The 23,004-nt window shown below is 71.1% G+C and carries 27 protein-coding genes; 11 read left to right on the forward strand and 16 right to left on the reverse strand.

The window, feature by feature from the left end; translation table 11 throughout:
- Nucleotides 1-39 precede the first annotated feature (39 nt).
- Nucleotides 40-1,347, reverse strand: a complete 1,308-nt coding sequence (locus tag OG507_RS25305) for an MFS transporter (protein ID WP_327369459.1) — start codon at nt 1,345-1,347, stop codon at nt 40-42.
- Between the two features lie 62 nt (nt 1,348-1,409).
- On the opposite strand from OG507_RS25305, the gene OG507_RS25310 reads away from it, so the two are divergent.
- Nucleotides 1,410-2,363 (forward strand): LysR family transcriptional regulator, encoded by a 954-nt coding sequence (locus OG507_RS25310; protein WP_327369460.1) that lies wholly within the window; start codon nt 1,410-1,412, stop codon nt 2,361-2,363.
- Nucleotides 2,364-2,417: 54 nt separating this feature from the next.
- Here the strand turns inward: OG507_RS25310 and OG507_RS25315 are convergent, their stop codons facing one another.
- On the reverse strand, nt 2,418-3,101 hold the full coding sequence (locus OG507_RS25315) for an alpha/beta hydrolase family protein (RefSeq protein WP_327369461.1): 684 nt from the start codon (nt 3,099-3,101) through the stop codon (nt 2,418-2,420).
- Between the two features lie 187 nt (nt 3,102-3,288).
- Between OG507_RS25315 and OG507_RS25320 the strand changes: the two genes are divergently transcribed.
- Nucleotides 3,289-4,443 carry an adenosine deaminase gene (locus tag OG507_RS25320; protein WP_327369462.1) on the forward strand — a complete coding sequence of 385 codons (1,155 nt, stop codon included), beginning with the start codon at nt 3,289-3,291 and terminating at the stop codon, nt 4,441-4,443.
- Between the two features lie 145 nt (nt 4,444-4,588).
- The gene (locus OG507_RS25325) at nt 4,589-4,906 is read left to right on the forward strand and encodes a hypothetical protein (RefSeq protein WP_327369463.1); all 318 of its coding nucleotides are present in this window, start codon (nt 4,589-4,591) and stop codon (nt 4,904-4,906) included.
- A gap of 97 nt (nt 4,907-5,003) precedes the next feature.
- Here OG507_RS25325 and OG507_RS25330 read toward each other — a convergent pair whose 3' ends face one another.
- The 5 genes from OG507_RS25330 to afsQ1 form a co-directional block, all read right to left on the reverse strand.
- On the reverse strand, nt 5,004-5,204 hold the full coding sequence (locus OG507_RS25330) for a PspC domain-containing protein (protein WP_327369464.1): 201 nt from the start codon (nt 5,202-5,204) through the stop codon (nt 5,004-5,006).
- Nucleotides 5,205-5,298: 94 nt separating this feature from the next.
- Complete coding sequence (locus tag OG507_RS25335; RefSeq protein WP_327369465.1) at nt 5,299-5,847, reverse strand: VanZ family protein; 549 nt, start codon at nt 5,845-5,847, stop codon at nt 5,299-5,301.
- An 88-nt stretch (nt 5,848-5,935) separates the two neighbouring features.
- Nucleotides 5,936-6,556 (reverse strand): hypothetical protein, encoded by a 621-nt coding sequence (locus tag OG507_RS25340; protein WP_327369466.1) that lies wholly within the window; start codon nt 6,554-6,556, stop codon nt 5,936-5,938.
- Nucleotides 6,553-8,091 carry a sensor histidine kinase gene (locus tag OG507_RS25345; RefSeq protein WP_327369467.1) on the reverse strand — a complete coding sequence of 513 codons (1,539 nt, stop codon included), beginning with the start codon at nt 8,089-8,091 and terminating at the stop codon, nt 6,553-6,555. The genes OG507_RS25340 and OG507_RS25345 overlap by 4 nt, the downstream gene beginning before the upstream one ends.
- Entirely contained in the window at nt 8,088-8,765 is a 678-nt protein-coding gene (gene afsQ1 / locus OG507_RS25350) for a two-component system response regulator AfsQ1 (protein ID WP_176729344.1), read from the reverse strand. Before afsQ1 ends, OG507_RS25345 begins: the two co-directional genes overlap by 4 nt.
- Nucleotides 8,766-8,957: 192 nt before the next feature.
- Between afsQ1 and OG507_RS25355 the strand changes: the two genes are divergently transcribed.
- Entirely contained in the window at nt 8,958-9,758 is an 801-nt protein-coding gene (locus OG507_RS25355) for a SigE family RNA polymerase sigma factor (protein ID WP_327369468.1), read from the forward strand.
- A gap of 138 nt (nt 9,759-9,896) precedes the next feature.
- Here the strand turns inward: OG507_RS25355 and OG507_RS25360 are convergent, their stop codons facing one another.
- The gene (locus tag OG507_RS25360) at nt 9,897-10,622 is read right to left on the reverse strand and encodes a uridine kinase (RefSeq protein WP_327369469.1); all 726 of its coding nucleotides are present in this window, start codon (nt 10,620-10,622) and stop codon (nt 9,897-9,899) included.
- 63 nt (nt 10,623-10,685) lie between these two features.
- On the opposite strand from OG507_RS25360, the gene OG507_RS25365 reads away from it, so the two are divergent.
- Entirely contained in the window at nt 10,686-11,102 is a 417-nt protein-coding gene (locus tag OG507_RS25365; protein ID WP_327369470.1) for a hypothetical protein, read from the forward strand.
- A gap of 103 nt (nt 11,103-11,205) precedes the next feature.
- On the opposite strand, the gene OG507_RS25370 is transcribed toward OG507_RS25365, so the two are convergent.
- From OG507_RS25370 to deoC, 3 genes are read right to left on the reverse strand one after another with little or no spacing between them, the layout of a single operon-like run.
- Nucleotides 11,206-12,162, reverse strand: a complete 957-nt coding sequence (locus OG507_RS25370; protein WP_327369471.1) for an aldehyde dehydrogenase family protein — start codon at nt 12,160-12,162, stop codon at nt 11,206-11,208.
- Nucleotides 12,152-13,591, reverse strand: coding sequence for an aldehyde dehydrogenase family protein (locus tag OG507_RS25375; protein WP_327369472.1), 1,440 nt, complete (start codon nt 13,589-13,591; stop codon nt 12,152-12,154). Before OG507_RS25375 ends, OG507_RS25370 begins: the two co-directional genes overlap by 11 nt.
- Before the next feature lie 5 nt (nt 13,592-13,596).
- Nucleotides 13,597-14,559, reverse strand: coding sequence for a deoxyribose-phosphate aldolase (deoC, locus tag OG507_RS25380; RefSeq protein ID WP_327372083.1), 963 nt, complete (start codon nt 14,557-14,559; stop codon nt 13,597-13,599).
- A gap of 136 nt (nt 14,560-14,695) precedes the next feature.
- On the opposite strand from deoC, the gene OG507_RS25385 reads away from it, so the two are divergent.
- The gene (locus OG507_RS25385; protein ID WP_327369473.1) at nt 14,696-15,379 is read left to right on the forward strand and encodes a PH domain-containing protein; all 684 of its coding nucleotides are present in this window, start codon (nt 14,696-14,698) and stop codon (nt 15,377-15,379) included.
- Between the two features lie 22 nt (nt 15,380-15,401).
- Here the strand turns inward: OG507_RS25385 and OG507_RS25390 are convergent, their stop codons facing one another.
- From OG507_RS25390 to OG507_RS25405, 4 genes are all read right to left on the reverse strand, one after another.
- Nucleotides 15,402-16,190 carry a GNAT family N-acetyltransferase gene (locus OG507_RS25390; RefSeq protein ID WP_327369474.1) on the reverse strand — a complete coding sequence of 263 codons (789 nt, stop codon included), beginning with the start codon at nt 16,188-16,190 and terminating at the stop codon, nt 15,402-15,404.
- A 68-nt stretch (nt 16,191-16,258) separates the two neighbouring features.
- The gene (locus OG507_RS25395; protein WP_327369475.1) at nt 16,259-16,858 is read right to left on the reverse strand and encodes a dihydrofolate reductase family protein; all 600 of its coding nucleotides are present in this window, start codon (nt 16,856-16,858) and stop codon (nt 16,259-16,261) included.
- Nucleotides 16,846-17,595, reverse strand: coding sequence for a GNAT family N-acetyltransferase (locus tag OG507_RS25400; protein WP_442811013.1), 750 nt, complete (start codon nt 17,593-17,595; stop codon nt 16,846-16,848). Before OG507_RS25400 ends, OG507_RS25395 begins: the two co-directional genes overlap by 13 nt.
- 171 nt (nt 17,596-17,766) lie before the next feature.
- Nucleotides 17,767-18,594: an alpha/beta fold hydrolase gene (locus OG507_RS25405; protein ID WP_327369476.1), complete on the reverse strand. Its 828-nt coding sequence runs from the start codon at nt 18,592-18,594 to the stop codon at nt 17,767-17,769.
- A 79-nt stretch (nt 18,595-18,673) separates the two neighbouring features.
- Here OG507_RS25405 and OG507_RS25410 point away from each other — a divergent pair, with 79 nt between their 5' ends.
- Nucleotides 18,674-19,288, forward strand: a complete 615-nt coding sequence (locus OG507_RS25410) for a sigma-70 family RNA polymerase sigma factor (RefSeq protein WP_327369477.1) — start codon at nt 18,674-18,676, stop codon at nt 19,286-19,288.
- A gap of 46 nt (nt 19,289-19,334) precedes the next feature.
- Here OG507_RS25410 and OG507_RS25415 read toward each other — a convergent pair whose 3' ends face one another.
- A complete protein-coding gene (locus OG507_RS25415) occupies nt 19,335-20,378 on the reverse strand; it encodes a helix-turn-helix transcriptional regulator (RefSeq protein ID WP_327369478.1) in 1,044 nt (347 codons plus the stop codon).
- A gap of 56 nt (nt 20,379-20,434) precedes the next feature.
- Here OG507_RS25415 and OG507_RS25420 point away from each other — a divergent pair, with 56 nt between their 5' ends.
- From OG507_RS25420 to pstC, 4 genes are all read left to right on the forward strand, one after another.
- Nucleotides 20,435-20,740, forward strand: a complete 306-nt coding sequence (locus OG507_RS25420) for a hypothetical protein (RefSeq protein ID WP_327369479.1) — start codon at nt 20,435-20,437, stop codon at nt 20,738-20,740.
- A complete protein-coding gene (locus OG507_RS25425) occupies nt 20,737-21,339 on the forward strand; it encodes an NIPSNAP family protein (protein ID WP_327369480.1) in 603 nt (200 codons plus the stop codon). Before OG507_RS25420 ends, OG507_RS25425 begins: the two co-directional genes overlap by 4 nt.
- A gap of 204 nt (nt 21,340-21,543) precedes the next feature.
- Nucleotides 21,544-21,924 (forward strand): hypothetical protein, encoded by a 381-nt coding sequence (locus tag OG507_RS25430; protein ID WP_327369481.1) that lies wholly within the window; start codon nt 21,544-21,546, stop codon nt 21,922-21,924.
- A 61-nt stretch (nt 21,925-21,985) separates the two neighbouring features.
- On the forward strand, nt 21,986-22,999 hold the full coding sequence (gene pstC, locus OG507_RS25435) for a phosphate ABC transporter permease subunit PstC (protein WP_327369482.1): 1,014 nt from the start codon (nt 21,986-21,988) through the stop codon (nt 22,997-22,999).
- The last annotated feature ends 5 nt before the right edge of the window (nt 23,000-23,004 follow it).

The raw sequence follows: 23,004 nt of genomic DNA on the forward strand, positions 1-23,004 counted from the left end.
GACGCGCGTCGGGGAGTGGTTGGTTGTGCGCCGTATGTCTCAGTTCTGTACGGATGCCACCGGCATCGGCCGGAGCCGCTCGGCGCGTGCGGCCCGCGTCCCGTACAGCGTGATCGAGACGACGCCGAGGACCGCGAACAGTCCCAGCCACACGGTCCCGGCCCAGCCCCCGGCGTGGAAGGCGACCGCGCCGAGCGTGCCGCCCGCGCTGGAGCCCAGGTAGTACGCGGACTGGTAGAGCGCCGACGCCTGGGCGCGGCCCGTCGTCGCCGTACGGCTCACGGACGAGGAGGCGACCGCGTGCCCGGCGAAGAAGCCCGCCGTGATCAGGACCAGGCCGAGGAGTACGGCGGCCAGCTGGTCGGCGAGCGAGAGCAGCAGACCGGCGGCCGTGGTCGAGACGGCCAGGTACAGCGCGCCCCGGCGGCCGAGCCGCGCGACCAGCCGGCCCGCCGCGGCGGAGGAGACCGTACCGACGAGGTAGACCAGGAAGACCGAGCCCACGACCCCCTGCGGGAGGCTGAACGGCGCCTCCACCAGCCGGTAGCCGATCACGGTGTAGACCGCGCCGAACACCGTCATGAACAGCGCGCCGATCGCGTACAGCCGGCGCAGCAGCGGATCGGCGAGGTGCCCGCCCACCGTCTTCGCCAGGGCCTTCGGGTTCAGCGAACCGGGGGTGAAGTGCCGCGCCCTGGGGATCATGAAGTGGAAGACGGCCGCGCAGGCCACGGCCAGCAGCCCGACAGCGCCGAGCGCCGCGCGCCAGCCCCACAGCTGGGCGACCCAGCCGGTGAGGATGCGCCCGCTCATCCCGCCGATGCTGTTGCCCGCCACGAACAGTCCGATCGCGGCGATCAGCGCCTTCGGCCGTACCTCCTCCGCCAGATACGCCATCGCGGAGGCCGGCAGTCCGGCCAGTGCCGCGCCCTGGACGGCACGCAGTGCGATCAGCCAGCCCAGCGAGGGTGCGAACGGTACGAGCAGCCCGAGCAGTACGGCGACCGTCAGCGACGCGGTCATCATCTGCCGCCGCCCGAACCGCTCGGAGAGCGCGCTCATCGGCAGCACACACAGCGCCAGTGCGCCCGTCGCGGCGGAGACCGTCCAGCTGGCCTGTCCGGCCGTGGCGCCGAAGGAGGCGGAGACGGCGGGCAGCAGGGCCTGGGTGGAGTAGAGGAGTGCGAAGGTCGCGACACCCGCGGCGAAGAGCGCGAAGCTCATCCGGCGGTAGCCGGGGCGGCCCGGTTCGAGACGGTCCGGCACGGACGAAGCGGTGGCGACGGGGGACGGCTGGGTCGAGGCGGCCACGGTGAGGGTGGACGCCCCGGTACTGGCAGGAGGCATGCTTCGAAAGTAGGCCTCCCGGTTTCATGCGTCCAATGCGCGAACTTGCGATAATCAATCCCATGGTGCATGAACGCAGCTCACAGCCCCGGCTGTCACCCAGCAGTTACGAAGAAGACATTCGCGCCGTCCTCGCGCCGCGGCTGGCCCACTTCGAGGCGGTGGCCCGCCACGAGCACGTCACCCGCGCCGCGCACGAGCTCGGCGTCCCGCAGTCGACGCTTTCGCGGGCGATGGTCAGGCTGGAACAGGACCTGGGAGTCGCCCTGTTCGCCCGCAAGGGCCGCACCGTCTCCCTCACCCCCGCGGGCCGCACCTTCCTCGGCTCCGCCGAGCGGGCCCTCGCCGAGGTCGAGAAGGCCGCCGACTCCGTACGGGCCGACGCCGACCCGGCCACCGGCAAGGTCGCCTTCGGCTTTCTGCACACCATGGGCTCCGAGACCGTACCCGCCCTGATCCGCGCCTTCCGCGCCGACCACCCCCGGGTCCGCTTCCAGCTCGTGCAGAACTACGGCGAGGCGATGATCGAACGCCTCCGGGCCGGCGGGCTCGACCTCTGCCTCACCTCACCCGTCCCGGACGCCCCCGACCTCGTCTCCCGCCGCCTCGACGAACAGCGGCTGCGCCTCGTCGTCCCCGAGGACCACCGCCTCGCCGCGCGCCGCCGCATCCGCCTGGCGGAGGCCGCCGACGAAAAGTTCGTCACCCTCGAACCCGGGTACGGCCTGCGGCGGATCACCGACGACCTGTGCGCGCAGGCGGGCTTCGCACCCCGTGTGGCCTTCGAGGGCGAGGAGACGGAGACCCTGCGCGGCCTGGTCGCGGCGGGCCTCGGCGTGGCCCTGCTGCCACCGCCCGCGGTGCCCCGCCCCGGCGTCGTCGAACTCACCGTCACGGCCCCGAGAGCGGCCCGCGAGATCGGCGTCGCCTGGCTGGACGGCCACCCGGACACCCCACCGGTGGCCGCCTTCAAACGCTTCCTGCTGTCGCGCAGGGGCCACCTGCTGCCGGACTGAATCGGGGACACCGCGACCACGTCTCCACCGTGTACGGCAACGCGCCATGCCCCCTCACTCCCGCAACGACCTCCCGAACCCCGCCGCCAGCGGCATTCGCAACCCCAGCGGGGGCGGCGCCGCCAGGGCGTCGGCGACGGGGCGGGCGTAGGCGCGGCCGAAGAGCGATCCGCGGACGAAGTCCGTTGCCAGGGCCGTCACTTCGGCACGGTGCTGGCGCAGGCCGTGGCCGTCCGAGTGGACCTCGAAGCGGCAGGTGTCGCGATTGGCCTTTTTGGCGCGCTCGGCGAGGCGGAAGGACAGTTCGGGGTCGGTGCGGGCATCGTTCGTGCCATGGACGAGGAGGACCTTGCGGCCCAGCAGATGTTTGACCGGCTCCGGCTCCGGTTCGCCCGTCGCGTTGTCGGGCAGCCAGGGGGCCATCGCCAGAACGGAGTTGACCGCCGCATGACCACCCGCCCGGAGTGCGGCCCGGCCGCCCATGCCGTGGCCGGCGAGGCAGACGGGGACGTCGCCGTAGCGCCGTACGACCTCGTCCACCGCCCATCGGGCGTCCGCCGCGAGCTGTGCGTCGGTCGCGTTCCAGCCGCGGCAGCGGTAGCGCACGACATGCGCGGCGAGCCCGTCCTCCTGGGCCGCGCGGGCCAGGGTGCGGGCCAACGGCAGCTGGAGGGCGTACGAGAGAGTGGAGGGGCGGCGGTGCGAGTCGGCCTCGCCGTCCGGGAGCAGCAGAACCACGCCGCTGACCGCAGATGGTGCTCCGGCCGTCCTGACGGCCCGTCCCAGCCTTGCAGCAGGCAGGGGGAGTGCGCGCTGTGCCATGACAGAACAGTGTCAGAAGGGCAGGTGTACTCCACCCGTATTCGCGGTCACTGTTACGTATCGGCGAGCGACAATCTACGCGCGTAGGCGCTAGAGTGCCCAGATGATGAGCCCGACCCTCCATGTGCCCGGCCAGGACCAGATCCGGCGTGCCCCCAAGGTCCTCCTCCACGACCATCTCGACGGCGGCCTGCGCCCCGGAACGATCGTCGACCTCGCCCTCGCGAGCGGCTACGACGGACTTCCCGAGACCGAGCCCGACAAGCTCGGCGTCTGGTTCCGCGAGGCGGCCGACTCCGGATCGCTGGAGCGCTACCTGGAGACCTTCGCCCACACCTGCGCCGTCATGCAGACCCGCGACGCACTGGTCCGGGTGGCCGCCGAGTGCGCCGAGGACCTGGCCGCGGACGGTGTCGTGTACGCCGAGGTGCGGTACGCCCCCGAGCAGCACCTGGAAGCCGGGCTGACCCTCGAAGAGGTCGTCGAGGCCGTCAACGAGGGCTTCCGCGAGGGCGAGCTCCGGGCCCGCCGGGACGGGAACCGCATCCGGGTGGGCGCGCTCCTCACCGCGATGCGGCACGCCGCCCGCTCCCTGGAGATCGCCGAACTCGCCAACCGCTACCGCGATCAGGGCGTCGCCGGCTTCGACATCGCGGGCGCGGAGGCGGGCTTCCCGCCCACCCGGCACCTCGACGCGTTCGAGTACCTCAAGCGCGAGAACAACCACTTCACCATCCACGCGGGCGAGGCCTTCGGCCTGCCGTCGATCTGGCAGGCCCTCCAGTGGTGCGGCGCCGACCGGCTCGGCCACGGTGTCCGCATCATCGACGACATCGAGGTCGCCGAGGACGGCACCGTGAAGCTCGGCCGCCTCGCCTCCTACGTACGCGACAAGCGCATCCCGCTGGAGCTGTGCCCGACCTCCAACCTCCAGACCGGCGCCGCCGCCTCGTATGCCGAGCACCCCATCGGGCTGCTGCGGAAGCTGCATTTCCGGGCCACCGTGAACACGGACAACCGGCTGATGAGCGGTACTAGCATGAGCCAGGAATTCGAGAAGCTGACCGAGACCTTCGGATACACGCTCGACGACATGCAGTGGTTCACCGTCAATGCGATGAAGTCGGCGTTCATTCCTTTCGATGAACGTCTGGCGATGATCAACGACGTCATCAAGCCCGGATATGCCGAGCTGAAGTCCGAGTGGCTCTTCGAACAGACCGCTGCGACCAGCGTGTATTCCAGCCCCGCGGGCTGATCCGCACCTCTGCGGAACTGCGGAGAACGGCCGGGAAAGCGAATTCCCGGCCGTTTTTCCGTATGTCGGCATGTTTGCGGGAAGGGCGGTGAGCTGACTACGTTTCAGAGCCGCTCACATCCCTCTCCCCAAGGATGAATTTCACATGAAGCAGTCTGCTGTCAGGACTCTCGGCGTCGCCGCTCTCGGTGCCGCTTTCGCCGCTGCCGCAGCGGGTACCGCCTCGGCCACTGCCCTGCCGGTCGACGCAGCGACAACCGCCCTGCCGATGGCCGGCACGGCACTGGAGACCGCGACCAGGACCCTGCCGGTCCAGGACACGGCCACCAAGCTCCTCGGCACCGGCCAGCAGAAGCTGGTCGGCGAGGCCACCAACCCCGTCAAGGGCCTGCTCGGCGGTCTGCCCGCGGGTGGCCTGACCACCGGCGGCCTGTCGGCCAACGGTCTCCCGCTCGGCGGCTGATCCCTCGGCCCCGATCCACTGATCCCTGTACACACGCCTGTGGGGCGGACACCCGGACCGGGTCATCCGCCCCACGGGCGTGTTGTGCGTACGAGGGTCACCAGGCGGCGGACGACGTCTTCTCGGACGGGAACAGCAGCCACAGCGCCAGGTAGAGCAGGAACTGCGGCCCCGGCAGCAGACAGGAGACCAGGAAGATGATGCGCATGGTCCCCGCGGAGGTGCCGAAGCGCCGTGCCAGCGCTGCGCACACTCCGCCGATCATGCGTCCGTCACGGGGGCGGGCAAGTGCGGCCATGGTGGGCTCCTTCGCGAACCGTTGCTGAGGGAGCAGCTCCGTCGTGCTCCCGATGCCTCCATGGTGGCCCGGCGAACGAGGACAAAGCGTCGCTCTACGGTGCGATACCGACCCTGGGAATCGTCGGGGTCGATCCCTGAGCCGCCTCGTCCCTGAGACGGGGCCGGGTCCTGACCCGCCGCTGCTTCCTGCGGCGCAGCCGCGCCCGGAACACGGGTACGACCAGCAGATGCGCGAGCGCCACGCCGGCGGTGTTCAGCAGCAGCGAGTCGACGTCGACGACCTGCCCCGGCACCCCGGTCTGCAACAGCTCGATGGCCAGCGAGATCAGCGCCCCCGCCGCCACGGTACGGGCCAGCGAGGCCCAGGGGGAGACGGACAGCCGGCCCCCGGCCATCGGCAGCAGCACGCCGAGCGGGGCGAGCAGCAGCAGTCCCTCACCGATCCTTCGGGCGGCCTCGACCGGGCCGAGGGACAGGTCGGCTCTGATACCGGCGAAGGGCTGAAGATTCGAGGCGGTCATCCACGGCACATCGAGCGGGCGCAGAGTCAGCCACCCGACGAGCAGCAGATGCGCGAGGAGGAGAAGAACTCCGGCCGCGCGGAAGCGGATGGCAGTCTGACTGCCCGAACCTTGACGCACGCCCCCCAAGACGCGCCGGGCGGCAGGATCGGTTCCGCTCGCCCGGAACCGGGCCCGACGTGCGACGGAATCCGGACATCCGCCCCGCTCAGCCCCCCGCGCCTTCCCCCAGCGTCGGTACCGCCTGCGGCCGGGCCTTCGTCTCCGAGGTGCACAGATAGCCGCGCGGCGCGTAGTTCCCCGGTCCGCCCAGCGTCACCGTGCCGTCCGGGGCGAGCGACTCGCTCTCCGCGTACGTACACACGATCTGTGCCAGCGCCTCGGGCGCCAGGTCCTCCGGCTGCTGGCTCAGCCGCAGTGTGCCCTGCCGGTCACCGCTGTGGGCCGCGCCGATCCGCAGGGCCGGCGGGACGGACGTGGAGAACCCGGCCTGCCGCTCCTCGGCGGGCGGCTTCTGCTCCAGCTCGGCCAGGAGCGCCTGCGCGATCCGGACCCGGTCCGACTTCGGCTCGCCCGCCTGCACCGTGCGGTCCACAGTGACCAGCTGCGAGGAGCAGACCAGATAGATCTGTACGGGGATGCCCTGGAGTGCCTGGGTGGTGACGTTCTCCGCGGACATCGAGCACGGCACCTGGGACGGCGCGGCCCCGGCGTCCACCGGCACGGAGGTGGTCCTGATCCCGCAGCCCGCGGCCAGCACGGCCGCGGTCACGGCACCGGCCAGCGCCACGGCCGAACGGCGCGCCCGGCGGTTGCTGCTGCTCGTCACGTCGCGTCGCCCTCCTCGTCCCGGACCCCCGCGTCGTGATCCCCGGCGGAGCGGGTCAGCGGCTCCGCGTCGCGCGGCAGCCGCAGTACGAACACCGCGCCGTCGCCGTCCGGGGAGTTCGCTGCCGTGATGTCACCGCCGTGGATGTGCGCGTTCTCCATGGCGATCGACAGGCCGAGACCGCTGCCCTCGGAGCGCGGGCGGGAGGCGCTGGCCTTGTAGAACCGGTCGAAGACATGCGGCAGGACGTCCTCGGGGATACCGGGGCCGTGGTCGCGGACCTCGATGACGAGTTCCTCGCCCTCGGTCCGTACCGACACCCGTACCGGCGAACCGCCGTGCTTGAGCGCGTTGCCGATCAGATTCGCCAGGATCACATCGAGCCGGCGCGGATCGAGGCGGACCATCATGCCGCGATCGGCGTCCAGATCCACCGCGTCCAGCCAGGCACGGGCGTCGATGCAGGCGGTGACCTGGTCGGCGACATCCACGGTGTCGAGGACGAGCCGGGCCGTACCCGCGTCGAAGCGGGTGACCTCCATCAGGTTCTCCACCAGGTCGTTGAGGCGCCGGGTCTCGCTCACCACCAGACGCACCGCGGGCGCGATCATCGGGTCCAGGCTGTCCGCCTCGTCCTCCAGGACCTCGGTGACCGCGGTCAGCGCGGTGAGCGGGGTGCGCAGTTCGTGCGACATGTCGGCGACGAACCGTCGGCTCGCCTCGTCCCGCGAGCTCATGTCCGCGACCTTCTTCTCCAGCGAACGCGCGGTCGTGTTGAACGTACGGGACAGATCGGCGAGTTCATCGGTGCCGGACACCACCAGCCGGGTGTCGAACTTGCCCTCGCCGAGCTTGCGCGCGGCGTCACCGAGCCGCTGCACGGGCCGCAGCACGGTCGTCGCGGCGGCCTGCGCGAGCAGCGCCGAGCCGACCAGTGCGAGACCGGTGGCGATCCCCAGCGACCAGGCCAGGGAGTTCAGATCCTGTCGCTCCTGGTCGAGCGACTTCAGCATGTAGCCGGTCGGGCCACCGCCGATGATCTTCGTACCGCCCACCAGATACGGCGTACCGCGGATGCTGACCCGCTGCCAGAACAGGTGGTACTCGTACTTGTTGCCCGCCTCCACCGGCTGCTTCTTGTTGACCGCCTTCTGCAGCGACAGCGGCACGTTGTCGAGCGTGAAGGTGTCCAGATCGGAGTTGCCGACGATCGGCTTGCCGGTGTCGCGCTCGGCGACCAGCAGCACGCTGTAGCCGGGCGAGCTGCTCGCCATCTGCACGGCGGCGTTCTGCAGATCGTCCTTGGTGGGCCGCAACGGCAGTGAGGCCGCCCGGTTCTGCATCTCCTGGCGGAAGTCCCCGAGCGCCGAGTCCTGGGTACGCGTCAGCACGGCCTCGCGGTTCAGCCAGTACGCGATCCCCGAGGCCGACACCGCGGCGGTCAGCGCCACCAGCGCGAACACGACGACGAGACGCAGCCGCAGACTGGTCCAGCGGAGCCCGGTGAGCAGGCTCCGTTTGACAGCATCGCTCACTGAGGCGAATCCAGCCGATAGCCCACACCCCGGACGGTACGGATCAGCGTCGGCGAGGACGGTACGTCCTCCACCTTGGCGCGCAGGCGCTGCACACAGGCGTCCACGAGCCGGGAGTCACCGAGGTAGTCGTGCTCCCAGACCAGCCGCAGCAGTTGCTGCCGCGACAGGGCCTGGCCCGGTCTGCGGCTCAGCTCCAGCAGGAGTCGCAGCTCGGTCGGCGTGAGCTGCAGATCCTCGCCGTTCTTGGTCACGGTCATGGCGGAGCGGTCGATCACCACGTTCCCGAAGGACGCGGAGTCGGTGGACTCGCGCTCGCCGCGGCGCAGCACCGCACGGATACGGGCGTCGAGCACCCGGCCCTGCACGGGTTTGACCACATAGTCGTCGGCACCGGACTCGAGTCCGACCACCACGTCGATGTCGTCGCTGCGCGCGGTCAGCAGAATGATCGGCAGCTGGTCGGTGCGCCGGATGCGGCGGCACACCTCGAAACCGTCGATACCGGGCAGCATCACATCCAGCACGATCAGATCCGGCCGCTGCTCACGCAGCAGTTTGAGGCCGTCCTCTCCCGTCGCCGCGGTGGCCACACGGTGGCCCTGGCGTGACAGCGAGAGTTCGAGGGCCGTGCGGATGGCGTCGTCGTCCTCGATCAGCAACAGGAAAGGCACGCTGGTCATTCTGACCCATGGTGGAGCCCCAGTTCGACAGTTGGCGCCGACTCATACATCCGGCGCACCCGCGACGCGCCGACGGCAGGCCCTGTGACAGGGCTGTGACAGTCGGCGGACAGCGTGATGAAACTGCCCCGGCAAGCTCGTTGGAACAAGGAACGGACGGACTCCACCGATGGGGGGCGCGAGATGAACGCAACTCACAGCACCACCGCAAGCGCAGTTGTCACGCGTCTGCACGATGTCGGCCGGAGCACCGAGAAGTCCGGGGCCGGAGGGGGCACCTCCCTGCTCGAGCGGAGCCGAGAGCTCGGGGGAGGGCGGGGGTGCGTTCGTGGCGCCGGGCGTCAGCACACGTCGTACATGACGGTGGTTGACGCATCTGTGGGGGGCAGCGGGGGAAGCACCGGGGGAGCCGCGTACGGGGAGGCCATGGGGGAGCGGAAGTCCCCGGCGCAGGGCGAGGACGCCGATACGGCGTTCACGGCCTACGTCCGGGAGCGCCGCGCCTCCCTGTACGCAACCGCCTACCACCTGACCGGGGACCGGTTCGAGGCCGAGGATCTGCTGCAGAGCGCCCTCTTCTCGACGTACCGGGCGTGGGACCGGATCAGCGACAAGGCGGCGGTCGGCGGCTATCTGCGCCGCACCATGACCAATCTGCACATCAGCGCCTGGCGCAGGCGCAAGCTCAACGAGTACCCGACCGAGGAGCTGCCGGAGACGGCGGGCGACACGGACGCGATGCGCGGCACGGAGCTGCGCGCCGTGCTCTGGCAGGCGCTGGCGCGGCTGCCCGAACTCCAGCGCACGATGCTGGTCCTGCGCTACTACGAGGGCCGCACCGATCCGGAGGTCGCGGCCATTCTCGACATCAGTGTCGGCACGGTGAAGTCCAGCATCTGGCGGTCGCTCCGCCGGCTGCGCGAGGACGAGGTCCTCAGCTTCGGCCGTGACGAGGAGGAGTCCTTCGGCGAGCTGGTGGCCTGAGGGGACGGGGGAACGGGGGTACGGGGGAATGCTGCGGGGTCGGACGGGCCGGGGGTCCAGTCCGGCCCCGTCGGCGTGTGCGGCGTGAATTTCAGCCTCGTCGGCGTCTGAGGCGCGGGGTACGGGGAGGGGCCCCGGTTACGGGAAGGGGCGGGTAGGGGAGACGGCGCCCGCCACACGCGCGCGCCGGCAGCGGCCCGCTGCCGCGGCGGCCAGTCGGCCCAGGGCCTCCTTCTTGCCGCACGGATGCGCCCCCAGCGCCGTCTGCCGCGCCACGATGCGCCGTTCCGCCCGCATCAGCCGCCATCCGCGCCGCAGCAGGAACGGCACGGACTTCCGTCCCTCCCTCAGATCCCGCAGCAGCCGGCGGCGGAACGTCGTCGACGGACGGCCGCGCAGGCACAGCGCGTCCGCGAGTACGCCCAGTTCCTGGCACCGTTCGACTATGTCCGCCGCGAAGATCCCCTCCGCCACGAACAGCGGGGTGCGCTCGATGCTGAACGCCTCGCGGTCGACCCGGGAGCTCGTGGAGATGTCGTACACCGGGACGTTCGTACGCCCCGTGCGGCACAGTTCCATGATCGCGGCGACCGCCGCGTCGGCGTCCCAGGACTCCGCGGAGTCCCAGTCGATGTCCGTACTGCCGGCAACGACCGGCAGCGTGGGGTCGTCGCCCTCCTTGTAGAAGTCGTCCAGCCGCAGCACCGGCAGGTCGGTGCGGGCGGCGAGGGAGGACTTGACGGAGCCGGAAGGGCCGGCGAGCAGCACGACGCGGGTCGGAATGGGTTGGGAACTCACAGGACATGAGTGTGAGGCATTGACCCGCGCAGGGGACCCCCGGGAGGTCGTGTTGGTATCGAGCATCACACCTCAACTACTCTACGCACTCAGATGGTTACTCAACGGTCTCGATCAGGTGGGAACTTCATGGCACGTCACGCACTTTCCAGGTCCCGGCGCCGCGCTCTGCTGCGGGCAGGTCTGACCGTCACCGCGGTGGGTGCCGCGCTCGGCGCGGGAGGTGCGGCGGCCCAGGCGGCGCCGCTGCCCCTCGCACCTGCCGCGGGCTCCGACAGCAGCCTCGGCGGGGTCGGCGAGGCGAGCGGGAGCGCGGTGACCGGGGCGCTCGGGCACTCGCTCAAGAACGGCGTCGCACCGGTGACGCATCTGCGGCTCGACCCGCTGGCCGGTACGGGTGTCGATCCGCTGGACAACGCGGTGGGGACCCAGGTCGCCGACTTCAAGCCGCTCTCCACGGCCACCCTCACCGACCCGGTGACGAGTGGCGGCGCGCTGAAGGACCTGCCGGTGGTGGGACAGGTGGCAGGACTGCTGCACGGCTGAGAGCGCGCAACCAGGGTGCGCCGCAGGTGCGGACGCGTTCACCGTCACCGACGCGGCCCGCCGCTCCGGGTGTTTCCGGAGCGGCGGGCCGTCGTCATGCGGGTCAGTACGAGGACCCCGAGGTGCCCAGTGCGCCCGTCGGGTGCCAGACCGTCTTCGTTTCGAGGAAGGCCGTCAGGCGGTGGGTGCCGGGGTCGGCCGACCAGTCGAAGGCGCCGCCTTCGTCCACAGCAGAGGAGGCGGCAGCGCTTTGCGCTTCCTTCTCGGGGCGGTGGCGGGAGACGGGTGGGCGAAGGACTCGCTTCAGGTTGTCCGCGGCCGCGATCTCCAGCTCCTTCGCCAGCGCGGCGTCCGCGCCCGTGAGGTCGATGGCGTTCACGTCCTGGTGGGAGGCGAGAGGCGTCGCGATCTCCGCCGTCTTCCCGGACAGGATGTTCACCACGCCGCCCGGCAGGTCGGAGGTGGCCAGCACCTCGCCCAGGGACAGGGCCGGCAGCGGGGAGTGGGCCGAGGCGATGACGACCGCCGTGTTGCCGGTCGCGATCACCGGGGCGATCACCGAGACCAGGCCCAGGAACGAGGAGTCCTGGGGCGCCAGCACCGTGACCACACCGGTCGGCTCAGGGGTGGAGAGGTTGAAGAACGGGCCCGCGACCGGGTTCGCCCCGCCCACGATCTGGCCGATCTTGTCGGTCCAGCCCGCGTACCAGACCCAGCGGTCGACCGCCGCGTCCACGACGGCCGCCGCCTTGGACTTCGACAGGCCCTCCGCGTCCGCCACTTCGCGTACGAACTGGTCCTTGCGGCCCTCCAGCATCTCCGCGACGCGGTAGAGGATCTGGCCGCGGTTGTACGCCGTCGCGCCCGACCAGCCGCCGAAGGCCTTGCGGGCGGCCACGACCGCGTCGCGCGCGTCCTTGCGGGAAGACTGCGGGGCGTTCGCCAGCCACTTGCCCTTGGAGTCCGACACCTCGTACACCCGGCCGCTCTCGGAGCGGGGGAACTTGCCCCCGACGTACAGCTTGTAGGTCTTGAAGACGCTCAGACGGTTATCGGACATCGAGGTACGCCTCCAGGCCGTGACGGCCGCCTTCGCGGCCGAAGCCCGACTCCTTGTAGCCGCCGAAGGGCGAGGTCGGGTCGAACTTGTTGAACGTGTTGGCCCAGACGACTCCCGCCCGGAGCTTGTTCGCCACCGCGAGGATGCGGGAGCCCTTCTCCGTCCAGATCCCGGCCGAGAGGCCGTACTGGCTGTTGTTGGCCTTGGCGACCGCCTCGTCGGGCGTACGGAACGACAGCACGGAGAGCACCGGGCCGAAGATCTCGTCGCGGGCGATGGTGTGCGCCTGGGTGACGTTCGTGAAGAGCGTCGGGGCGAACCAGTAGCCGGAGGAGGGGAGTTCGCAGGGGGCGGACCAGCGTTCGGCGCCCTCCGCCTCGCCCGTCTCGGCGAGCGCGGTGATCCGGGCGAGCTGCTCCGCGGAGTTGATCGCACCGATGTCGGTGTTCTTGTCCAGCGGGTCGCCGAGGCGCAGTGTGGACAGCCGTCGCTTCAGGGAGTCCAGCAGCTCGTCCTGGATCGACTCCTGGACCAGGAGGCGCGAGCCCGCGCAGCAGACCTGGCCCTGGTTGAAGAAGATGCCGGTGACGATGCCCTCGACGGCCTGGTCGAGCGGGGCGTCGTCGAAGACGATGTTGGCGCCCTTGCCGCCCAGTTCGAGGGTGACCTTCTTGTCCGTACCGGCGATCCGGCGGGCGATGGCCTTGCCGACCGCGGTCGAGCCGGTGAAGGCGATCTTGTTGACGTCCTCGTGCTCGACGAGGGCGGCGCCCGCGTCCCCGTATCCGGTGAGGATGTTCACGACGCCCTTGGGCAGGCCGGCCTGGCGGCAGATGTCCGCGAAGAACAGTGCGGACAGCGGCGTCGTCTCGGCGGGCTTGAGGACCACCGTGTTGCCGGTGGCGAGCGCCGGGGCGATCTTCCACGCGAGCATGAGGAGCGGGAAGTTCCAGGGGATGATCTGGCCCGCGACGCCGAGGGGGCGGGGGTTCGCGCCGTAACCGGCGTGGTCCAGCTTGTCGGCCCAGCCCGCGTAGTAGAAGAAGTGCGCCGCGACCAGCGGGAGGTCCGCGTCGCGGGTCTCCTTGATCGGCTTGCCGTTGTCGAGGGTTTCGAGAACGGCGAGCTCGCGGCTGCGCTCCTGGATGATCCGGGCGATCCGGAAGAGGTACTTGGCGCGCTCGGAGCCGGGCAGCGCCGACCACTTCTCGAACGCCTTGCGGGCCGCCTTCACGGCCCGGTCGACGTCCGCGGCGCCGGCCTGGGCGACCTCGGAGAGGACCTCCTCGGACGACGGGGAGACCGTCTTGAAGACCTTGCCGTCGGCCGCCTCGGTGAACTCGCCGTCGATGAAGAGCCCGTACGAGGGCGCGATGTCGACGACCGAGCGCGACTCGGGGGCGGGGGCGTACTCGAATGCAGATGCCATGGGGATCAGTCCACCGTCACGTAATCGGGGCCGGAGTAACGGCCGGTGCTGAGCTTCTGGCGCTGCATCAGCAGATCGTTCAGCAGGCTGGAGGCGCCGAAGCGGAACCAGTGGTTGTCCAGCCAGTCCTCGCCCGCGGTCTCGTTCACCAGCACGAGGAACTTGATCGCGTCCTTGGAGGTGCGGATGCCACCGGCCGGCTTCACACCGATCTGTACGCCGGTCTGCTGCCGGAAGTCGCGCACGGCCTCCAGCATCAGCAGGGTGTTCGCGGGCGTGGCGTTCGTGCCGACCTTGCCGGTCGACGTCTTGATGAAGTCCGCGCCCGCCAGCATGCCGAGCCAGGAGGCGCGGCGGATGTTGTCGTACGTGGACAGCTCGCCGGTCTCGAAGATGACCTTGAGGCGGGCGTCGGTGCCATCGGCACGGGCGCACTCGGCCTTCACGGCGAGGATCTCCTCGTACACCTTGAGATAGCGGCCGGAGAGGAAGGCGCCCCGGTCGATCACCATGTCGATCTCGTCGGCCCCGGCGGCCACGGCGTCGCGGACGTCCGCGAGCTTGATGTCGAGCGCGGCGCGGCCGGCGGGGAAGGCCGTCGCCACGGACGCCACCTTCACGCCGGAACCGGCCAGCGCGGCGACGGCGGTCGCCGCCATGTCGGGATAGACGCAGACCGCGGCGGTGCGCGGGGTCGTGCGGTCGGTCGGGTCGGGATTGACGGCCTTGGCGGCGAGAGCCCGGACCTTGCCCGGGGTGTCCGCGCCTTCCAGCGTCGTCAGGTCGATCATCGAGATGGCCAGGTCGATGGCGTAGGCCTTGGCCGTCGTCTTGATCGAACGGGTACCGAGGGACGCGGCGCGCGCTTCGAGGCCGACGGCGTCGACGCCGGGCAGCCCGTGCAGGAAGCGGCGCAGCGCACTGTCGGACGCGGTCGCGTCGGAGAATGCCGGAGCAGTGGTGGGCATGGTCACCAGAGGAGCATATCTACGCGCGTAGCGACCTGTACAGGGGGCCCGCCCATCCGTGCGTCGCACAGTACCGGGACGCCGGCCGGGGCGGCCGCCCCGGCGCCCCTTGCGCACGTCAGGCAGAATCGGGCCCATGACGAGCCCCACACCACCCGCCGAGCCGACCTACGCCGACCGGACCTTCCGGTCGTCCGCCGGGATCGTCGGGGGTGTCCTGCTGCTTCTTCTCATCTGCTGGATCGGCGGGGACGCCTTGTTCCGGGGCCACGGCCGGGTGCCGTGGCAGGCGCTGGCCGGGCTGCTGACCACGGTGCCGCTGGTCGTCGCGTTCACGCTGCGGCCCGTCGTCCTCGCCAACGAGCAGCGCATCAAGATCCGTAACCCGTTCCGGACGATCACCATGCCGTGGACCGCGGTCGCGGATCTGCGGGCCGGGTATTCGAGCGAGCTGTTCACCGAGGACGGCACCAAGTACCAGCTGTGGGCGGTACCGGTGTCGCTGCGGCAGCGGAAGAGGGCGGCCAGGCAGCAGTCCCGGCAGTCGCTGGACGACCCGTACGGCCGGACCTCCGTGCATGCCGACGTACGCGACAGCAAGTCCCGGAAGGCGACGGCAGACCAGGCGGTGGAGGACCTGCGGACGATGGCGGAAGGGGCGAAGACGGCGGCGGCCGCGTCCGCGAAGTCCTCGCAGGCTTCTTCCGCTTCCGCTTCCGCTTCGGCGGCTTCTTCGGTCTCGGTGCGCTGGGCGTACGAGGTGATCGCACCGGCAGTGGTGGGCGCGGTGCTGCTGGTCGTGCTGTACGCGACCGGCTGAGGCGGGGCGCCCCGCCTCGGCGTCAGCCGCGTTCGAAGCAGTGCGACCGGCCGACGACCGAGAAGCCGCGGCGCTCGTACCAGTGGCGCGGCCAGTCGGCCGCATCGGCGATCAGGAACCTCGTACCGCAGTCCGCGTCGGCGGCCAGGCGCAGGGCGGTGGCCAGGACGGCGTCCGCGTGGCCGCGCCCGAGACGGGCCTGTGAGGTGACCAGGTCCTCGATCTGGGCGATGCCCGTCGCGGGCTCCAGATAGAGGTCGGCCCATGAGGCGACCTCGCCCTCCTGCGTACGGGCACCGATGAAGTGCACGATGTCGGCGCCCCGGCGGCGGGCCTCGCGCCTCTCGACCAGGTGGCGTATCACCTCGCCGTCGGCGTCCGGAAGGAAGTCCTGCCAGCGCCGGGTGAGCGGAAGCCGGATCGCGTCGAGGTCCACCACCTCCCCGTGGCCACCGGCCGGTACCGGGCCCGTGTGCAGCATGACCAGTTCGACGGAGTGGGCGTAACCGGCCCGGATCAGCGGACCGGCACACGCCGTCCCGGTCTCGTCGTCGAGGACGTGGATCAGCCGGTGCGGCAGATGCCCCAGTGCCTCGTCCGCGAGGGCGGGCAGGGCCTCGGCGTCGACGGCCCGGTCGATGAGGAGCCCGTTGTTCGCGCGGGAGTGGGCGAAGGCGTCGTCGTACACGGCGAATCCGCCCGGGAGTTCGACGGTGCGCGCGGCCTGGCGGCGGGCGAAGCCCGACAGGAAGGCGATGATCCGCCGGAGTTCCGGGCGCGGCGCGGTCGGTGGGGTCGGCAGGGTCGGCATGGGGGGAGCCTAGGCAGCCGTCGGCCCCGTCCGCCTCCGAATTGAGCGAGGGGGCCGAGCGATTCGGGTCACCCCTCGGCGACCGGCCGGTAGGTGCACACATTGACGCCCGCGCCGCTGGTGACCGTCGATACCAGCTCAAGCGTGTGCAGGGCACCGTCCGCAGGGAAGATCGACTTACCGCCGCCGAGGAGCACCGGCATGATCATCAGCCGCAGCTCGTCGACCAGTCCCTCGCTCAGGAGGGTGCGCGCGAGCGTGGGGCTCCCCATGACGAGCAGGTCGCCGCCGTCGGACGCGCGCAGCTCGCGGATGCGGGCGAAGGCCTTGTCGCCGCCGGGGACGAGGGTGGTGTTGGCCCAGGCCGGCTCGGAGTCGCCGAGCGTGTCCGAGACGACGTACTTCGGGATGGCGTTCATCCGGTCGGCGAACGGGTCCCCGGCCCGCTCGGGCCACGCTGCGGCCATCGTCTGCCACGTACGACGGCCGAACAGCAGCGCCTCGGCCCTGGACAGCGCGTCGTCGAAGGTGGCGCCGACCACCTCCGGGTCGAAGAACGGGTGCGACCAGCCGCCGTGGGCGAAGCCGCCGTCGGTGTCCTCTTCGGGGCCGCCCGGCGCCTGCACGACGCCGTCCAGGCTGATGAATTCAGTGATCACGATGCGCATGGGGACTCTCCCTCTTTCTCACTCGGGGTGTACGGCAATGAAGACTGCCGTACGGCCCCGAACTCATCGCCCCGAACGCATCGCGCGGACTCGATCACCTGTGACCGACGGCGATCCGGGTTCGCCGCCACCCGCTCCTCCAGCCGCGACCGGCAGTCCGGCCACTCCGTGTCGATGATCGAGAAGATCGCGGTGTCACGGAGCCGCCCGTCCTCGCCGGGCACCCACGACCGGGACGAGTTCCGCAGTACGCCCTCGAACCGGGCGCCCACCGCCTCGATCGCGGCCCGCGAGCGGCTGTTGCGCGCGTCCGTCTTCAGGTCGACGCGCGCCACGCCCCAGGTCTCGAACGCGTGCCGGAACAGCAGGAGCTTGGCCTCGGGGTTCAGCCCCGTGCCCTGGGCCGACCTCGCGAGCCAGGTGAAACCGACCTCGATCGCGCACAGGCCGTCGTCCCCCGTCGGCCACGGCCGTGGATCCCAGTAGGACGTGGCCCCGACCGCCCGCCCCGACGCCCTGTCCACCTGTGCGTACGGCGCGAGCTGACCGGCGGCGGCGCGGGCGAGCTGGGTGTCGATGTACCGGCCGACCTCGGCCGCCGTGGGTACCCAGGTGAACCGGAAGCTGCTCCGGTCCTCCTGCGCCGCCACGGCCAGGTCCGCCGCGTGGCGGTGGTCCAGCGGCTCCAGACGCACGAGTGCGCCTTCGAGGACCGGCCCGGCAAGCGTGAAACTCATCGATCGTCACTCCATGCGCATCCGATTCCGCCTTTGATTCGTCGCCAGCGTTCCAGAGTCATCGCGTCGTGTCGTGCGAATTCGGCGGTCGCTCGGCCCCGTCGAATCCCGGTCCGGCCGAGGGCGGGCAGGTGTTCGCCCACGACCGGGACCGCGAACACGGCCGGGCCCTCAGCCCAGGAACGCCGCAGTGGCCGCCGTGAACCGGTCGGCGTCGTCGAGCCAGGGGTAGTGGCCCGCCCCCGGCTGCACCACGAGCGTGGCGTCGGGGAACAGTCCCGCGAACTCGGCCGCCGACCGGGGCGGGCTGTTCAGGTCGAACTCCCCGGCGAGCAGGAGGACGGGGGCCTCGAAGGCGGCGAGCGCCGCACGCGTGATCTCCGGGGTGAAGGCGCCCTCGGCCGCGAAGAGGGCGACGGCTTGCTCGTTGTCCGGCTGACCGGCCGCATGGTGCTTTTGCGCCGCGGCGTCCCAGCGGCCGTAGAAGAAGGGGCTGATGGCCTCCCAGTCGCTGCCGGCGCCCCCGGTGATCGCCTCCAGGGCGGCGAACGCCGCCGGGAACCACGGTTCGTCCTTCCGGAGCCGCGCGAGCTCGCGCCGTGTCTCGCCGGTGATCTCCATGCCGACGGCTCGGGTGCCGGGGCCGATCAGGGCGAGCTTGCCGACGTTCTCCGGATGCCGGGCCGCGTACTGCGCCGCGATGTTCGCACCGGCCGAGTGGCCGAGCAGATCCGTCCGGGGGAGTCCGAGGTGTGCGCGGAGCGCCTCGACGTCGTCCACGAGGCGGTCGCAACGGTAGGAGGAGGGGTCCTCGGGCCTCGCGGACCGCCCGGTGCCGCGCAGGTCCGGGACGATCAGCCGGCGGTGCGCGGACAGGCCGCCGAGGTCGCCGAGATAGCGGGAGTCCGTCGGGCCTCCCGGGATGCAGACGAGCGGGTCGCCGTCCCCGAGTACGCGGTAGGCGAGCCGGGTTCCGTCAGGTGCCAAGAAGGTGGGCATGACGCGGATCCTGTCAGTCATAACCAGGTTGTACAACCCGGTTATGAAGCGGCGTGGGCCCCGGGTATATAACCGAGTCATGACAGGTGAGGAGAGCAAGCCCCCGATCCCCGGGGCGCTGACCGAGGAACAGGCCGAGCGGATGCTCGCCGGCATGAACGAGGTCATCCGCGCAGGCGAGGAGATGCGGAAGCTGCGCGCCGAAATGATCCAGCTGTTCGCCGGCTTCGGCTGGACACAGGACAGGATCGCCCGCCTCGCGGACATGAGTCAGCCCGCCGTGTCCAAGCAGATGGCGAAGGGCGGGACCGGTGACCGGCCGCCTCCGATGGACCTCTCCCACGACCAGTGGGACACCCCATGGCTCGAAGGACGCCTGTGGGGCCTCGCCGAGGAGATCTCCGAGACCCTGGACGACACCGCCCGCTGCACCCGCCATGTCGATGCCATCGCCCGGGGAAAGAAGCGCTTCACGCCCCAGAACGTCGACGAGCTGCGGCGCCTCGTCGAAGCGGACCTGATGCTGCGGCGGACACAACTGCCAGGCAGCTACCGCGACGCGTACGACGAGATCAGCCGCGGCCTGGACGTCCCCCCGAAGACACCCCCCACGCTCCCCGCGACCGCCTCGGCCTCGGTGCGCAGGGCTCTCGCTCACCGGATCCAGCGCGACCGGCTCAGCGGCGAGGCGTAGTCCCTGGTCCCGGGTGCGCAGGCCGGTGGGCCGGAGCCTGTCCGGATCACCGGTCGGCCGGTGGAGTGGGAGGTGGTGCGGCGGGCGCTGCGGCGCGCGGGTCTCCGGGCAGGGGCTGAGCCCCGTACCGGTCGGCGAGTTCGCGGACGGTCGCCGCGAGGCGGGCTCGCAGCTCGGGTGGTTCGAGGACCTCCACGTCGGTGCCCAGGCCCAGGAACTCGCCGTGGGCGTGGTCGAGGGACTCGATGGGCACGGCCGCTCTGGTCCAGCCGTCCGCTTCCACCGCCCCGCCGTCCGTGACCGCACGGTCGGCCGCGTGGCCCAGGTGTTCGCGGACCCGGGCGACACCGTGCGGCGACAGCCGCACCACCGCCTGCGCCGTGTGCAGCCGGGCGTGGAAGTCGGTGAGCCGCTCATGCCAGTGGGCAGCCAGGTCGAAGCCCGCGGGTGACTCGAACCGCTCGTCCAGGGACCGTAGTTCGAGGATCTGGTCGACGCGGTACGTACGCGCGCCACCACCGCCCCCGGCGGCGACCAGGTACCAGCGGCCGGCCTTGAGTACCAGCCCGTATGGCTCCAGCCGCCGTTCGACCTCGGTGGGCGCCTTCCACCGGCGGTAGCGGACCCACACCGCGTGCCGGTCCCAGACCGCGGCGGCGACGGCCGCCAGATGCGGTGTCTCGTCCACTCCGCCGTACCAGCTGGGTGCGTCGAGGTGGAAGCGCTCCTGGATCCGCCCGGCCTGCTCCCGCAGCTGCGCCGGAAGGGCGGCCCGCAGTTTGAGCTGGGCGGCGGCCAGCACCTCGCCGAGACCCAACTCGGCCGCCGGGCCGGGCAGTCCGGCCAGGAAGGCGGCCTGCGCCTCATCGGCCGTGAGCCCCGTCAGCCGGGTGCGGTACCCGTCGAGCAGCTGGTAGCCGCCGCCGTGCCCGGCATCCCCGTACAGCGGAATGCCTGCCGTGGCGAGCGCCTCGACGTCCCGGTAGACCGTCCGGACCGAGACCTCCAGCTCGGCGGCGAGCTGATGTGCCGTCATCCGCCCCCGGCTCTGCAGGAGCAGGAGCAGCGAGATCAGTCGGCCGGCGCGCATGGCCGCCAGTATCCACTGACAGGAGGTGGCAGTGGACCGGCTCTAGCCTCCGGGGCATGAACGACTTCGCATTCCTTCACGGCTCCTGGAACGTGGCCAACCGCAGGCTGACCGAGCTTCTGGCCGGCAGTGACAGCTGGGAAGCGTTTCCCGGCCACGCCGTCATCCGCCCCCTGTTCGACGGGAGCGGCAGCATCGAGGACACCTATCGGGGCCGCCCGGTCCGGGTCCACTTCGTCTGGCAGCCGCTGACGGCCGACTCGGCCCGCTGGGAGCGGGATTTCTCGGCGGACGGCGGGCGGAGCTGGGAACTCAACAGGGTCATGGAGCTCAGCCGGGACCGGTCGCAGGGCGCCTCGTGACCATCGTCGAACTCCGGCAGTACACCCTCCGCCCGGGCGCCCGCGACACCCTGATCGAGCTCTTCGAGCGGGAGTTCGTGACCGGGCAGGAGGCCGTGGGCATCACCGTCGGCGGCCGGTTCCGGGATCTGGACGACCCGGACCGCTTCGTCTGGCTGCGCAGCTTCCCGGACATGGACGGGCGGGCGCGAGCGCTGCGGGCCTTCTACCACGGCCCCGTCTGGCAGGGGCACCGCGAGGCGGCCAACGCGACCATGCTGGACTCGGACGACGTACTCCTGCTGCGCGGACCGGGCTTCAGCGCCCCGGACGGCGCCGGGCCGGTCGTCGCGACCATCTGCCATCCCGTGGACGCCGACGCCTTCGCCGGCCACTTCGAGCAGCATCTGCGCCCGGAACTCGCCGACAGAACACCGCCGTTGGCGGTGCACCGCACCGAGCACGCGGAGAACACGTTCCCCGCCCTGCCCGTGCGGACGGGTGAGGACGTCGTGCTGTGGTTCACCACGGGGGACACGGCGCCCCTGCCGGACCTCTCGGCGTACCTGAAGTCCGCGCCGCAGCAACTGCGTCTGGCGCCGGTGCCTCCACGCTCCTAGGGTCTGTCTCCGGAGAGCCTCGCGCGTGGAGCGGCAGCAACCGCGCCCGGCCGGTACGCCTTTGTGTATGCCGGGCGCCCTACGGGCAACTTCCGCGTGAAAGCCGACCATGTCGCCGGTTTCGGGTCCCACCGGTCACGTCCGTCTCCATAGATTGCGCTTGCTGCCCCGACTTCCGATACGGGCGGCGGGGGGTTGGGCGAGATGACGGATGCCGGCGGTTCCGGCAGAGCGGACACGAGCGGCGCGCGCTGCCGGATCGACATCGACACGGACGGCGGATACGGCTGGCGGCTGATCGCGCAGAACGGCCGCGTGGTCGCGGTCTCCGCGCTCTCGTACCGTGAACACGGCGACTGCCGTGCCGCGTTCGAGGAACTGTGCGCCGGGCAGCAGGGTCTGGCGGGCGGGGTGCAGCACACGCCGGAGGGCAACGGCTGGATGTGGTTGCTCCGGGACCGGGACGGGCGGGCCACCGCCGTATCGGCGCGGGCGTACGAACGGCACTCGACCTGCCGGGCCGCCTACGAACGGTTCCGGGCGCTGCTCGGCGAGATGGGGGGCGTCAGCGGAAGTTGCCCATAGGGCACACCTCATTCACATCGCGGAGCGCGCATGTCCATGACGCACCGCCAGCGTCGACCGCGTGACGAGAGATACGAGTGGGACCGAGGCGACCGGGGTACCGGACCTGCCCCGGAGGCTGTACGCGGACCCGGGGCTGCCCGACCGCGTCTTTCGGGGGGTGGCCCGCAGCGGCGGCGGGCTGGTGCTCGCGGTCATGCTGCTGGTCGGCGGGTTTCTGCTCTACCGGGCCTGGCAGGCGCTGTCCCGGGCCGGCTGGTCGTTCCTGACGACCGAGGCATGGGAGCCGGACGCAGGCCGTTTCGGGATCGCCGCCGTGCTCGTGGGGACGGTGCTCATCGCGCTGGTGGCCGTCGCCGTCGCCGTACCGCTGGCGATCGGCGGGGCGCTGTACATCTCCGAGTACGCGCCGCCCCGGCTGCGCCGCACACTGATCAGTGTCGTCGACCTGATGGCCGCCGTGCCGTCCGTCGTCTACGGGCTGTGGGGGCTGTTCTTCTTCGAAGGGAAGATCCTCCCCACCGCCCGCTGGATCGCGACCTATCTGGGCTGGATCCCGCTCTTCCGTGTCGACGGCGCCGATCCGTCCGACCCGCTCGCGCCGGAGAGCGTCTACACGTCCTCCACGCTGGTCGCGGGCGTCGTCGTGGCGCTGATGGTCGCGCCGATCGCCTGCTCGGTGATGCGCGAGGTGTTCTCGCAGGCGCCGGTCGGTGAACGCGAGGGCGCGTACGCGCTGGGCGCCACCCGCTGGGGCATGATCCGCAGCGTCGTCCTGCCGTTCGGCAAGGGCGGCATGATCGGCGGCACCATGCTCGGACTCGGCCGGGCGCTCGGCGAGACCATCGGGGTCTACCTGATCATCTCGCCGGTCTTCGAGATCCAGTGGCACGTCCTGCAGAGCGGGGCCAGTTCGGTCGCCGCGCTGATCGCCCTGCGCTACGGCGAGGCCAGCGAGTTCGGCATGTCGGCCCTGATGGCCGCGGGCCTCGCGCTCTTCCTGATGACGCTCGTCGTCAACTTCGCCGCGTCGTCGATCGTCGCCCGCAGCCGGTCCGGCGCGGCGAGTGAATAGTGAAT

The organism is Streptomyces sp. NBC_01217, from assembly GCF_035994185.1.
GTDB lineage: Bacteria > Actinomycetota > Actinomycetes > Streptomycetales > Streptomycetaceae > Streptomyces.